A 12,199-nucleotide genomic window follows, 5' to 3' on the forward strand; every position below is an offset into this window, starting at 1 on the left:
CAGATCAACTCGGTCAGCCGCGAACCTGGGCGATCGCGTACAGGGCGATACCGGCGGCGACGCCCGCGTTCAGCGACTCCAAGCCCGTGCTCATCGGGATCGACACGATCTCGTCGCACGTCTCGCCGACCAGCCTGGACAGTCCCTTGCCCTCGCTACCGATGACGACGACGACCGGACCGTCGACCATCTGCGACTGCGCCACGTCGACCGTGCCGTCAGCGGCCAGGCCGATGACCATGCAGCCCTGTTCCTGGAACTGCTTGAGGGTGCGGGTCAGATTGGTGACGCGAGCCACCGGCACCCGGGCAGCTGCCCCGGCCGAGGTCTTCCACGCCGCTGCGGTGATCTGAGCTGCCCGCCGCTCGGGGATCACGACGCCATGGGCCCCGAAGCCCGAGGCGGAGCGGATGATCGCGCCGAGGTTGCGGGGGTCGGTCACGCCGTCGAGCACCACGATGAGCGCGGGTTCGTTGCGCTCGGCCGCGAAGTCGAGCAGATCCTGAGGATTGGCGTACTCGTACGCATTGAGCTTCGCCGCGATCCCCTGGTGCACCGCACCACCGGTGAGCTTGTCGAGCTCGATCCGACCGATCTCGAGCAGGCTGACGTGCTGCTCGGCGGCGAGCTTGAAGATCTCGCGGACCTTCTCGTCGCGGTCGGTGCCCTCGGCGACATACAGCGCGTGCACCGGCACGGTCGCCTTGAGCAGCTCGAGCACCGAGTTGCGACCGGCAACCCACTCGGCAGCATCGCCCTGCTTGCGCTTGGGCCGTGCGGCCTCACGCTTCTGGGTCGCGTTCTTCATCTTGTAGATCTTGTGGTTCGGACGATCCTCCGCCCGCGGGGTCGGACCCTTGCCCTCAAGACCCTGGCGGCGGCGTCCACCCGATCCGGCCGTGGGGTTGCCCTTGCCGGTCTTCTTGATCGCGCCCTTGCGCTTGCTGTTGCCTGGCATGTCAGTTGTCGCCCTTCACGGACCATCTCGCGCCCTGCGGAGTGTCCTCGATCTCGATGCCGGCGGTCGTGAGCTGGTCACGGACCCGGTCCGCGGCAGCGAAGTCTCTGCTGGCTCGCGCCTCCTGGCGCTGCTCCAGCAGCCCACCCACGAGGGAGTCGATCACCTGCGCGTACGCCGCATCGTCACCCCCACGGTCCCACGTCGGGGACAGCGGATCCAAACCGAGCACGTCGAGCATCGCCCGTACGCTCCCCAGGACACCCCGCAACGTGTCGCTCACGCCCCCGGCCAGGAGCTTGTTGCCCTCCGACAGCACGGCCTGGACAGCCGCCAGGGCCGTGGGTACGGACAGGTCGTCGTCCATCGCTGCGACGAAGTCCGCGCAAGGAATGCCCAGCTCGCCGGGCCCCACCAGATCAGCGGCGCGGCGCACAAATCCCTCGATCCGTTGGAACGCCGTGGCGGCCTCGGCGAGCGACTCCTCGGAGAATTCGACGATCGAGCGGTAGTGGGAAGCCGCAAGGTAGTAACGCAGGTCGATCGGGCGGGCTCGCTTGACGACCTCGCTGACCATCAACGTGTTGCCCACCGACTTGGACATCTTGGCGCCGGACAGGTTGAGCATCGCGTTGTGCATCCACACCCGGGCGAACCGCTGCCCAGCGCCACGCGATTGCGCGAGCTCGTTCTCGTGATGCGGGAAGCGCAGGTCCAGCCCACCACCGTGGATGTCGAACTCGTCGCCGAGATACTTCGACGCCATGGCCGAGCACTCCAGGTGCCAACCTGGACGACCCCGACCCCAGGGCGTCGGCCACGAGGCCGAAGCGGGGTCACCGGGCTTGCTGCCCTTCCACAACGCGAAGTCGCGAGCGTCTCGTTTGCCCTCGGGCGGCGCATCCTCCGCCGCCTGCATGTCATCGATCTGCTGATTGGACAGCACGCCATACTCAGGCCACGAGCGCACGTCGAAGTAGACGTCGCCGGAGCCATCGGCGGCAGGATATGCGTGACCTCGCTCGATCAGCGTGAGCATCATCTCGATCATCTCGGGCACGACACCGGTCGCCCGAGGCTCATAGGTCGGGGGCACGCAGCCCAGCACCTCGTACGCCGCATGCAGCGCCCGCTCGTTCTCGTAGGCCACCGCGAACCACGGCCTGTCCTGCTCGGCGGCGCGGGCCAGGATCTTGTCGTCGATGTCGGTCACGTTCGCGACGATCGTGACTTCGTGCCCGGAGCGCTCGAGCCAACGACGCAGCACGTCGAAGACGACCTCCTTGCGGATGTGGCCGATGTGCGGGGGGCCCTGCACCGTCAGGCCACAGTGGTAGATCGAGACACGTCCGGGATGCACCGGGACGAGTTCGCTGATCTGCCTGGACGCAGTGTCGTAGAGCTGGAATGCCACGGGACAACCCTATCGGCTCCAGACCCGCGATCGAGCGGGCCCGCGGCCGAGGAACTTCAGTCACATCCGCCCCACCTGCCCCACTGCTGACCTACCATGGGCCGATGCGCACTCTTCCCCGGCTTCTGCTCGCGGTTGCGCTCGGCGTCGCGTTCCTGCCTGCCACCTCGGTGTCGGCGGCGACCTCTGACCGAGCCGTCTTCGCCCGGTGGACCAGCACCTCTGACTTCGCTCGGGGCACCTCGGTCGGCTTGGCGGCCAAGACCGGTGCCATGACGCTCGGCCCGGGGACCTCGGTCATTGTGTACGACGACCCCCGAGTCAGTGGTGGGCCGCGCCACTACCACCGCGGATACTGGACCTCGCCGTGGAAGAGCACGGGCTTCTCGGCGCGGACGCTGATCCCGTCCTGGAGCATCGGCACGCCGGACGGCACCTGGGCTCGCATCGACGTGCGGGTCCGCAGCGGCAGCACGATCGGCAGCTGGGACACGGTGGCGCGCTACGCCTTGGGTACGCAGGACATCCGCCGGACGTCCCTGTCCGCGCAGAGCGACGATCTGGCCCGGCTCTCGACCGACACGATCATCGCCAACAGCGGCAAGACGTTCGACGGCTGGCAGATCCGCGTCATGCTCATGCGGCACGTCGGCGATCCGGACCAGCCGACGTTGTACGCCGTCAACGGCGTCGCCTCGAACTTCTCGGCCCGCTCCATCGCCACCAGCACCACGACCATGACCTCGACCAGAGATCTCGCGGTCCCGCGCTCGTCCCAGATGATCCATCGCGGCGAGTACCCACAGTGGGGCGGTGGCGGTGAGGCGTGGTGCTCGCCGACCTCGACCTCGATGGTCATGCGGTACTTCGGCCGCGGTCCGACGGCGAAGGACTACGCGTGGACCAGATACGCGGACGGCTTCGTCGACCACGCGGCGCGCTACACCTTCGACGACCGATACGACGGCACAGGCAACTGGCCGTTCAACACGGCGTATGCCGCGGGCTACTCACTCGACACCTTCGTGACCAAGCTGTACTCGTTGCGCGAAGCCGAATCATTCATCAAGGCCGGCATCCCGCTGGTCGCATCCGTCGCGTATCCCAAGGGCGGCATGACCGGGGCGCCGATCTCCTCGACGCCGGGCCACCTGCTCGTCATCCGCGGCTTCTCCTCCTCCGGCCGCGTCATCGTCAACGATCCCGCGGCCTCCACGAACTCGACCGTGCGTCGGATCTACTCCCGGGCGCAGTTCGAGAAGGCTTGGCTCCAGGGCAGCGGAGGCGTCGTGTACGTCATCCGCCCCAAGAGCCGCGCCCTCCCCGCAGACACCGCGCGGTGGTGAGCCTCAGGCCACCGTCACGCTGATGCCTGGATAGCCCGTCGCGCCATCGGGCAGCACATCGGCGCGTACGCCGGTCTGCGGCTCGCCGTCGGCGTTCGTCGCCCGCGCCTCGATCGTGTGGTCACCGGGGGTCGCCGACCAGTCGTACGTCCACTGCACCCACGTGTCGACATTCGGGACCGCTCCGAGAGTGGCTTTCTGCCACGGGCCTTCGTCGACACGCACCTCGACGCCCGCGATGCCCACTCCCTGCGCCCAGGCGACTCCGGCGACCGTGGTCGTCCCGGTCTCGATGGGCTGCGCACCACTGGGCACGTCGATCCGCGACTCGGTCTTCACCGGGCCACGTTCTCCCCACCCCCGCTGCGTCCAGTAGGCCTCGAAGTCCGCAAAGCGGGTCACCTCCCAGTCCACCACCCATTTGGTCGCCGAGACGTAGCCATACAGGCCGGGGACGACCTGGCGAACCGGAAATCCGTGCACGATCGGCAGCGGCTCACCGTTCATCGTCAGTGCCAGCAGTGCGTTCCGGCCATCGGTCAGCGCAGAGAGTGGGGTGCCGCACGTCCACCCGTCGTCTGACGTCGACAGCAGAGCGTCCGCGCCGGCCTGAATGCCGGCCTCCTCGAGGATCCCGTCGATCCTCACTCCGCCCCAGACGGTATTGCCGATCAGGTCTCCACCGACCGGGTTGGAGACGCAGCAGATCGTGATCCATGCATCTTCGAGACCGCGATCGAGCAGGTCCTGGTACGTCAGGGTCAGCTCGTTGTCGACCATGCCATGAATGCGCAACGACCACTGCGAGGGATCGATCAGGGGCGGGGACAACGCCGTGTCGATGCGGTAGAAGTCTCGGTTGGACGTCAGCCACGGACCCTGCCCGGCTATCTCCAGATCGGCGCCGGCCGGGGCCGATGACGTCCGCTTCGGCAGTCGCAGCGAGCCGCGGACACGTTCGACCGCCTGACGACGTCGGTGCCTCGAGGCCAGCACCTGCCCGGCGGCTCCGATGAAGACCGTCGCGACGGTGAGGACCGCAAACGTGCGCAAGAACGACCGGCGAGACAGATCGGCCGAATCCTCGGAATTGTCGCGCAGCAGGAGCTGCAGCACGCCCAGCACGACCACGCCCGCCGCGACACTGGCGAACACCCCGGCCGCGGTCCCGTAGGGGCGGGACAGGACGGCGGCCGAGGCCAGCACGACCAGCACGCCCACCAGCAGGAACGACCTGAGTCGGTGGGCGGACCACCAGTGGCCCACCAGGGCACCAAGACCCACGATCGCCAGCACGACGCCGCCGATGGCGAGCGGCTTGTCGGCTTGCCCCACGACGCCGATGATCGCCTCTGCAAGTGCGCCGGGCGTCAGTCGGATGACCGACTGGCCCACTGCAAGCACCGGGGACTCTCGCAGATCGAGCAGCGCGGCCAGTGCCTCGCTCGCGGCGATCGCGGCGATGGCGGCCAGAACTCCGCTGGCGGTGTTTCGTCGAGAGCTCACCCATTCATTCTCCCGTGCCCTGCCCGGGTCCGCCGGACGTACGGCATGATCAACCTGTGACATCCGCGCGCATCGGCATCGGGACAGACATCCATCGACTGGTGCCCGGACGCTCGATGTGGCTCGCCGGCCTGGAGTGGCCGGATGAGGAGCACGGGTTGGATGGACATTCCGACGGCGACTGCGCGGCGCACGCGATCGTGGACGCCGTGCTTGGTGCGGCCGGGCTGGGCGACATCGGCAGCCACTTCGGTACGAGCGACCCCGAATGGGCCGGCGCCTCAGGGATCGACTTCCTCGAGGAGACGGCCCGGCGCCTGCGTGAGCTCGGCTGGATCGTCGGTAACGCATCGGTGCAGGTGATTGGCAACAGCCCGAAGATCGGACGGCGACGCGAGCAGGCTCAACGGGTCCTCAGCGACGCGATCGGCGCCCCGGTCAGCGTCTCGGCGACCACCACGGACGGCCTCGGGCTCACGGGCCGCGGCGAGGGCATCGCGGCGATCGCCACCGCCCTGGTCCTGCCCCGCTGACCTTCTGATTCGCTGGACCCCGCGAACCACCCGAACACGACGAAGCCCCCGTCTCGTCGAGACGGGGGCTTGCGTTCGGTCGATCAGCTCAGGAGGCGAGGACCTCGTCGAGCCGGGTCTCGGCCTTGTCCTCGTTGGTCTTCTCGGCCAGCGCGAGCTCGGAGACCAGGATCTGGCGGGCCTTGGCGAGCATGCGCTTCTCGCCAGCCGACAGTCCGCGCTCGTGGTCGCGACGCCACAGGTCGCGAACGACCTCGGCGACCTTCAGCACGTCACCGGAGTGCAGCTTCTCGAGGTTGGCCTTGTAGCGCCGCGACCAGTTGGTCGGCTCCTCGACGTGCTCGGCACGCAGCACCCCGAAGACACGCTCGAGTCCCGCTTCGTCGACAACATCGCGAACTCCGACCAGATCGAGGTTGCACGCGGGGACACGCACGACCAGATCGTTCTGGGAGACAATCCGCAGGACAAGGTATTCACGCTCCTCGCCCTTGATCGTCCGAGTCTCAATGTCCTCGATGACTGCCGCACCGTGATTGGGATAGACAACGGTTTCGCCGACAGTAAAAGTCATAGAGAAAACACCCTTCGTAGGTGACAAGGATAACATGTGCGGCCGACAACCATCCCTGCCGTTTCAGTCCTTCAGCGCCATAGCAGACGTAGTCGCGGCAGGTCAAAGGGCAGGCCGCGGCCGTCCTCGGATACGATCGTGGGCGCCCCTGCGAACACATCGACCACCGACCGAAAGCAGTGATCTGGTGAGCACCGTACGACGTCGCCGCCTCGCGGCCACCGCCCTCGCCGTGACAGCCACCCTGACCCTCGGCGGATGTGGCACGGGATTCAACGCCCAGACCAATCAGGTCTATCAGCCCGCGGTCGGTGCCAACCATCGTGGCGAGATGGACGTGCTCGGCACGCTGTTCGTCATGAACGAGGACAAGTCCGCCACCCTGTCCGCGGGCATCGCGAACAACACCGAGTCCGACCAGACCCTCTCCTCGATCGCCGTCACGACGCTCGACGGCAAGACGCTGCCGGTACGTAGCGCCAAGATGTCGCTTCCGCTCCCGGCGGGCGACCTGACCACGGTCGGCGGGGCGTCAGACGCCGGCGGCTTTCAGGTCGCGGACGGCGCCACTGCCGGCCTGTACGTCCGGGTCACCCTGACATTCAGCGACGCAGCACCGGTCACGATCCAGGCGCCCGTCGTGGCCCGCACCCCCGAGTACGCCAAGGTTGCCGGCAGCGATGGGCTTGCGCCGTCCGACGTCAGCGGCGAGGGCTCGGAGTAGCCCCAACCCGAACAGACAGAACCCCCGCTGCCTGCAGGCAGCGGGGGTTCTTCGTTCGTGGCACCGGGTCAGTTGATCCGGCCCGTCACCAGGTAGACGACGCGGCGAGCCATCGAGACAGCGTGGTCGCCGATACGCTCGTAGTAGCGAGCCAGCAGCGCCAGGTCGACGGCCGGCTCGACACCATAGGTCCAGTCGCCACCCAGCAACGCACGCAGCAGCTCCTTGCGAAGGCGGTCCATCTCGTCGTCCTCGGCCTCGAGCTGGCTCGCTGCGTCGACGTTGCGATTGGCCACGATTCGGGACGCCGCCTCGATCATGGAGTCGGCCACCGCAGCCATCGAAACGATCGTCGGGTGCAGGTGTGCAGGCACCGCGGAATCCGGCATGCGGCGCCGAGCGACCTTGGCCACGTGCACGGACAGGTCGCCCATGCGCTGCAGGTCGGTGAGCATGCGGAGGGTCGCCACAAGCTGCCGCAGGTCGGTTGCGACCGGCTGCTGAGTGGCGAGCAGAAGCAGGGTTCGCTCCTCGATGATCTCGGTCGCCTCGTCGATGTCGCGGTCGCCGGCGATCACGGACTCGGCGACCTGAGCGTCCGCTTCGAGCAGCGCCTTGGTCGCATTGGCAACGGCATTTCGGACGGTCCCGGTCAGGTTCACCAGGTCGTCGACGATGGCATCAAGTTGTTCGTAATACTGATCACGCATGCCCCCACCCTAGTGAGCGGGCGTGAATAATGGGCGACCCACGGTGAACGCGCCGTGAACAGCAACCGAAAGCACCGTCGTCGCAGCCTCCACAGTGGACGCCGCCCGCACCTTGCCCCCTACGATCAATCGTGTGGACACCAGCGCAGGGATGTTGATCGCCGGAGCGATCGGAGTCGTCGCCGGAGCGATGATCGCGTACCTCTGGCGCTTCAGCGAGCGCCGAGCCGCGGGAGCGCCAGAACCGGCGCCGCTCGTGCCGTCGGGTGCCGAGCTGGTCCTGTCCGTGCTGTCCTCCTCTGCCGTCCTGGTCGACTCCTCGGACACCGTGGTCAAGGCATCCGCGCCAGCCGTGGCCATGGGCATCGTGCACCATGACCGTCTCGCGCCGGACGAGCTGATGAAGCTCGTGCGCCAGGTGCGCCGTGACGGCCAGGTCCGCGAGGCCGACATCTCGTTGCAACCCCGGCGCGGCACGACGTCGCACGTCCACGCCCGAGTCGCGCCGCTCACCTCGCGCCTGATCCTGGTCCTCGCCGACGACCGGACCCGGGAGCAGCAGGTCGAGTCGATCCGCCGCGACTTCGTCGCCAACGTCAGCCACGAGCTCAAGACTCCCGTCGGAGCGCTCAACCTCCTCGCCGAAGCGGTCGGCGAAGCCAAGGACGATCCCGAGGCCGTCCTCCGGTTCTCCGGGCGCATGCACCTTGAGAGCGAGCGGTTGACCCGCCTCGTGCAGCAGATCATCGACCTGTCCCGGCTGCAGAACGACACGCTGAGCGACGAAGCCGTGACGATCAAGATCGGCGAGCTGGTCTCGGAGGCCACAGAACACTCGGCCACCGAGGCCGAGCACAAGAAGATTCACCTCGCGAGCTCGGTCGAACCTGATCTGTACGTCCATGGCGACCGTGCGCAGCTGCACGCCGCGGTCAGCAACCTGGTCGAGAACGCGGTGACCTACAGCCCCGACGGCTCGCGGGTGACTGTCACGGCGCAGGCCGACGGCCGGAACATTCGCCTGACCGTGACCGACAACGGCATCGGCATTCCGGGCGACGAGCTGGACCGGATCTTCGAGCGCTTCTATCGCGTCGACCCGGCGCGGGCTCGGGCGACCGGTGGAACCGGCCTGGGGTTGTCGATCGTCAAGCACGTCGCGGCCAGCAATGGCGGCACGGTCGAGGTCTGGAGCGAGCCGGGACTCGGCTCGTCCTTCACGCTGGTGCTGCCAGCCCACCAACACGACATGGATGAGGAGCACGCGTGACGAAGGTACTGGTTGTCGAGGACGAGACAAGTTACAGCGAGGCGTTGTCGTACGTGCTTCGCAAGGAAGGCTTCGAGGTCGCGATCGCCGAGACCGGCCCCGAGGCGCTGACCGAGTTCGACCGGGGCGGCGCCGACATCGTGCTGCTCGACCTGATGCTGCCGGGCCTGTCCGGCACCGAGGTGTGTCGTGCGCTGCGTCAGATCTCCTCCGTACCGATCATCATGGTCAGCGCCAAGGACACCGAGGTCGACAAGGTCGTCGGACTGGAGCTTGGTGCCGACGACTACGTGACCAAGCCGTATTCGCCTCGCGAGCTCGTCGCGCGGATCAGGGCGGTGCTGCGCCGCGGCACGGCGGACGAGGTCGACGACAACGCCTCGCTGGAGCTGGGCCGTGTCCGCATGGACATCGACCGGCATCTCGTCACGATCGATGGCACGGAGACGAAGTTCCCACTCAAGGAATTCGAGCTGTTGGAGTACTTCCTGCGCAATCCCGGCCGAGTGCTGACCCGCGGACAGCTCATCGACCGGGTCTGGGGTGCGGACTACGTGGGCGACACCAAGACGTTGGACGTGCACGTCAAGCGCCTGCGGGCAAAGATCGAGGCCGACCCGGCCAACCCCCTCACGCTGACGACCGTGCGCGGCCTGGGCTACAAGTACGACACCTGAGCCTGCGGACGACTCCGGTCAGCGGCCTTGGTTGGCCACGGCCGCGATGGCGTCAGCGGCAGCCTGGGGATCCAGATAGGTGCCACCGGCCACCGTCGGCCGGAGGTCGTCGTCGAGCTCGTAGACCAGCGGGATGCCGGTAGGGATGTTGAGGCCGACGACGGCGTCCTCGCTGAGACCGTCCAGATGCTTGACCAGCGCCCGCAGCGAATTGCCGTGCGCGGTCACCAGGACCACGCGGTCGTCGAGCAGATCGGGGACGATCGAGTCGTACCAGTAGGGGAGCATCCGGTCGAGGACATCGGCCAGACACTCCGTACGCGGGCGCAGCTCGTCGGGCAGGACGGCATAGCGCGGATCGGACGCCTGACTGAACTCGGAGTCATCGTCCAGCGGCGGTGGCGGCACATCGTAGGACCGACGCCACATCATGAACTGCTCCTCGCCGAACTCCGCGAGCGTGGCCTTCTTGTCCTTGCCCTGCAACGCACCATAGTGACGCTCGTTGAGCCGCCAGGACCGGTGCACGGGGATCCAGTGCCGGTCGATGCCGTTGAGCACGATCTCGGCCGTGCGGATCGCCCGGCGCAGCAAGGAGGTGTGAAGTACGTCGGGCGCGAGCCCTGCCTCCGCCAGCAGCTCTGCGCCGCGGGAGGCCTCGGTCAGACCCTGCTCGTTGAGGTCGACGTCTACCCAACCGGTGAACAGGTTCTTGGCGTTCCACTCGCTGTGACCGTGACGCAGCAGGATCAGGGTGCTCATGGCCACGAGCCTAGGGCCTCACTCGGAGGTCGGGCCAGCGGCCTTCCAGTCCTGGTGGATCTGGGTGAGTGCCTGCACGTAGTCGTTCTGCGAGTGGACGCCGGCGAGGGTCCACTGCTGCTCGATCACGGCGTACGGCAGCTGGGTGATCCCGAGCGCGACACCGGTCGCAACCTGGGTGCGCACCTCATCGGCGTACTCGGTGCTCGCCAGCAATCCTTCGGCGGTCTCCAGCTCGAGGCCGACGAGAGCGGCGCGAGTCGCCAGCGTGAACGGATCGCCGATGTCGGCACCTTCCAGGAAGTGCGCCCGCCACAGCTGGTGGGCGAGGTCACGCTGCAGGCCGGGACCGACCTCGTCGGCCCAGGTCAGCAATCGCCACGCGTCGAAGGAGTTGGCCCGCACGGCCTCGTCGAAGTTGAGATCGATGCCGGTGATCCGCGCCGCTGCGGTCACCTGGACGTTGAGCAGCTCGGCCTTGTCCAGACCGCCGAGCTCGTCCGTCGCCGCATCCATCAACCGCCGGCCGTCGCTGGGCGCATCCGGCTCGATCTGGAACGCCCGCAGGGTGAGCTCGACCGGCTCGCCGGTGAGGATCGAGAACATCGCGGCGGCCCGCTCGAATCGGGTGGCTCCGATGTACGCCCAGGGGTCGACGACGTCGACGAAAATCGTCGCCTTCATGGCTGCTCGGGGAGATAGCGATCTGCACTCATCGCATCCCACGGTATCGACTCAGGACAAGATGTCGGCGATGGCCAGCGACTCCTCCTCGCCCCGCCCGCTGGACCCGGCTACTCGCGCTCCCACCGAGTGCTGGCAGATCAGCGCTCGGGGCGTAGATGCTTGAAGGCGTCGAGGTTGCGGGTCGACTCGCCCCGCGACTCCCGCCACTCCCACTCCTTGCGGATCGACGACGCAAATCCGAGCTCGAGGAGAGTGTTGAACGATTCATCGGCGTAGGTCAGCACGGCCCCGAGCACCCGGTCGATCTCGTCGCCGGTCACGGCATGCAGCGGCAGCCGACCATCCAGATAGATGTCTCCTGCGGAATCGACCGCGAACGCCACACCGAACATCTTGAGATTGCGCTCGAGCAGCCAGCGATACACCGCCTGGTGATTCTCGTCGGGATTGCGGCACACGAAGGCGTGAACGCCCAGCGCGTGCTTGCCGATCTCGAGCCGGCAGGTCGTCTGCAGCTTGCGCTCCCCCGGCAGCGTTATCTCGAACGTCCCGGACGAGTGCTCGGTGTACTCGAGCTCCGCCGCCTTGAGGGCGTCGACGATCGTGGCGCGCACATCGGTCATGCCTGGGCCTCCTGTTCGGTGCGGTGCGAATCGATCGCTTCGTCATAAACCTGTAGCGTGCGGTCGGCGGTGACGTCCCAGCCGAAGCCTTCGGCGTGGCGAACAGCCTTCTGGCTCATCGCCTCGCGCAGCTCAGGATCGGTCAGCAACGGGTGCAGCGCCGAGGCGTAGTCAGCCGGATCGTGCCCGTCGACAAGGACCCCCGTGACCCCGTCCGAGACGGCGGTCGGCAGTCCGCCCACGCGGGCCGCGACGACCGGCGCGCCGCAGGCCTGCGCCTCCAGCGCGACCAGGCCGAACGATTCGTTGTAGGAGGGCACGCACACCACCGCAGCAGCGGCGTACCACTGCGCCAGCCCGCGCTGGTCCACGGTCGGCACGAATCGCACCTGCTCACGGATGCCGAGCTCGACGC

General features: G+C 67.5%; 14 protein-coding genes. 5 read left to right on the forward strand and 9 right to left on the reverse strand.

The window, feature by feature from the left end; all coding sequences use genetic code 11:
- Positions 1–13: 13 nt before the first annotated feature.
- Both rlmB and cysS read right to left on the reverse strand, forming a co-directional pair.
- Positions 14–958, reverse strand: coding sequence for a 23S rRNA (guanosine(2251)-2'-O)-methyltransferase RlmB (gene rlmB, locus WB461_RS05045; RefSeq protein WP_423851625.1), 945 nt, complete (start codon positions 956–958; stop codon positions 14–16).
- Position 959: 1 nt separating this feature from the next.
- On the reverse strand, positions 960–2,372 hold the full coding sequence (gene cysS / locus WB461_RS05050; protein WP_423851626.1) for a cysteine--tRNA ligase: 1,413 nt from the start codon (positions 2,370–2,372) through the stop codon (positions 960–962).
- Positions 2,373–2,476: 104 nt separating this feature from the next.
- Here cysS and WB461_RS05055 point away from each other — a divergent pair, with 104 nt between their 5' ends.
- Positions 2,477–3,718, forward strand: coding sequence for a peptidase C39 family protein (locus WB461_RS05055; protein WP_423851627.1), 1,242 nt, complete (start codon positions 2,477–2,479; stop codon positions 3,716–3,718).
- Between the two features lie 3 nt (positions 3,719–3,721).
- Here the strand turns inward: WB461_RS05055 and WB461_RS05060 are convergent, their stop codons facing one another.
- Positions 3,722–5,224, reverse strand: a complete 1,503-nt coding sequence (locus WB461_RS05060; RefSeq protein ID WP_423851628.1) for a molybdopterin-dependent oxidoreductase — start codon at positions 5,222–5,224, stop codon at positions 3,722–3,724.
- A gap of 56 nt (positions 5,225–5,280) precedes the next feature.
- Here WB461_RS05060 and ispF point away from each other — a divergent pair, with 56 nt between their 5' ends.
- Complete coding sequence (gene ispF / locus WB461_RS05065; RefSeq protein ID WP_423851629.1) at positions 5,281–5,757, forward strand: 2-C-methyl-D-erythritol 2,4-cyclodiphosphate synthase; 477 nt, start codon at positions 5,281–5,283, stop codon at positions 5,755–5,757.
- A gap of 88 nt (positions 5,758–5,845) precedes the next feature.
- Here ispF and WB461_RS05070 read toward each other — a convergent pair whose 3' ends face one another.
- Positions 5,846–6,331 (reverse strand): CarD family transcriptional regulator, encoded by a 486-nt coding sequence (locus WB461_RS05070; RefSeq protein WP_423851630.1) that lies wholly within the window; start codon positions 6,329–6,331, stop codon positions 5,846–5,848.
- 187 nt (positions 6,332–6,518) lie between these two features.
- Here WB461_RS05070 and WB461_RS05075 point away from each other — a divergent pair, with 187 nt between their 5' ends.
- On the forward strand, positions 6,519–7,055 hold the full coding sequence (locus WB461_RS05075) for a hypothetical protein (RefSeq protein WP_423851631.1): 537 nt from the start codon (positions 6,519–6,521) through the stop codon (positions 7,053–7,055).
- Positions 7,056–7,123: 68 nt separating this feature from the next.
- On the opposite strand, the gene phoU is transcribed toward WB461_RS05075, so the two are convergent.
- On the reverse strand, positions 7,124–7,765 hold the full coding sequence (phoU, locus tag WB461_RS05080; RefSeq protein WP_423851632.1) for a phosphate signaling complex protein PhoU: 642 nt from the start codon (positions 7,763–7,765) through the stop codon (positions 7,124–7,126).
- Positions 7,766–7,898: 133 nt separating this feature from the next.
- Between phoU and WB461_RS05085 the strand changes: the two genes are divergently transcribed.
- Together WB461_RS05085 and WB461_RS05090 are read left to right on the forward strand one after the other, a co-directional pair.
- Entirely contained in the window at positions 7,899–9,035 is a 1,137-nt protein-coding gene (locus tag WB461_RS05085; RefSeq protein WP_423851633.1) for a sensor histidine kinase, read from the forward strand.
- Entirely contained in the window at positions 9,032–9,712 is a 681-nt protein-coding gene (locus WB461_RS05090) for a response regulator (protein ID WP_423851634.1), read from the forward strand. The genes WB461_RS05085 and WB461_RS05090 overlap by 4 nt, the downstream gene beginning before the upstream one ends.
- 18 nt (positions 9,713–9,730) lie before the next feature.
- On the opposite strand, the gene WB461_RS05095 is transcribed toward WB461_RS05090, so the two are convergent.
- From WB461_RS05095 to WB461_RS05110, 4 genes are all read right to left on the reverse strand, one after another.
- Entirely contained in the window at positions 9,731–10,474 is a 744-nt protein-coding gene (locus tag WB461_RS05095) for a phosphoglyceromutase (protein ID WP_423851635.1), read from the reverse strand.
- A gap of 18 nt (positions 10,475–10,492) precedes the next feature.
- Complete coding sequence (locus WB461_RS05100) at positions 10,493–11,158, reverse strand: DsbA family oxidoreductase (protein WP_423851636.1); 666 nt, start codon at positions 11,156–11,158, stop codon at positions 10,493–10,495.
- 140 nt (positions 11,159–11,298) lie between these two features.
- On the reverse strand, positions 11,299–11,784 hold the full coding sequence (locus WB461_RS05105; RefSeq protein WP_423851637.1) for a YbjN domain-containing protein: 486 nt from the start codon (positions 11,782–11,784) through the stop codon (positions 11,299–11,301).
- Positions 11,781–12,199 (reverse strand): glycosyltransferase (locus tag WB461_RS05110; protein WP_423851638.1); only part of this gene is annotated, 419 nt, incomplete at its 5' end. The genes WB461_RS05110 and WB461_RS05105, both read right to left, overlap by 4 nt.

It is taken from the genome of Aeromicrobium sp. (assembly GCF_049587115.1).
Lineage (GTDB): Bacteria > Actinomycetota > Actinomycetes > Propionibacteriales > Nocardioidaceae > Aeromicrobium.

Excerpts from the sequence above, each read along its gene's own strand:
- rlmB (WP_423851625.1), bottom strand. The coding sequence starts at position 958 with ATGCCAGGCAACAGCAAGCGCAAGGGCGCGATCAAGAAGACCGGCAAG.
- WB461_RS05055 (WP_423851627.1), top strand. The coding sequence starts at position 2,477 with ATGCGCACTCTTCCCCGGCTTCTGCTCGCGGTTGCGCTCGGCGTCGCG.
- WB461_RS05070 (WP_423851630.1), bottom strand. The coding sequence starts at position 6,331 with ATGACTTTTACTGTCGGCGAAACCGTTGTCTATCCCAATCACGGTGCG.
- phoU (WP_423851632.1), bottom strand. The coding sequence starts at position 7,765 with ATGCGTGATCAGTATTACGAACAACTTGATGCCATCGTCGACGACCTG.
- WB461_RS05095 (WP_423851635.1), bottom strand. The coding sequence starts at position 10,474 with ATGAGCACCCTGATCCTGCTGCGTCACGGTCACAGCGAGTGGAACGCC.
- WB461_RS05100 (WP_423851636.1), bottom strand. The coding sequence starts at position 11,158 with ATGAAGGCGACGATTTTCGTCGACGTCGTCGACCCCTGGGCGTACATC.
- WB461_RS05105 (WP_423851637.1), bottom strand. The coding sequence starts at position 11,784 with ATGACCGATGTGCGCGCCACGATCGTCGACGCCCTCAAGGCGGCGGAG.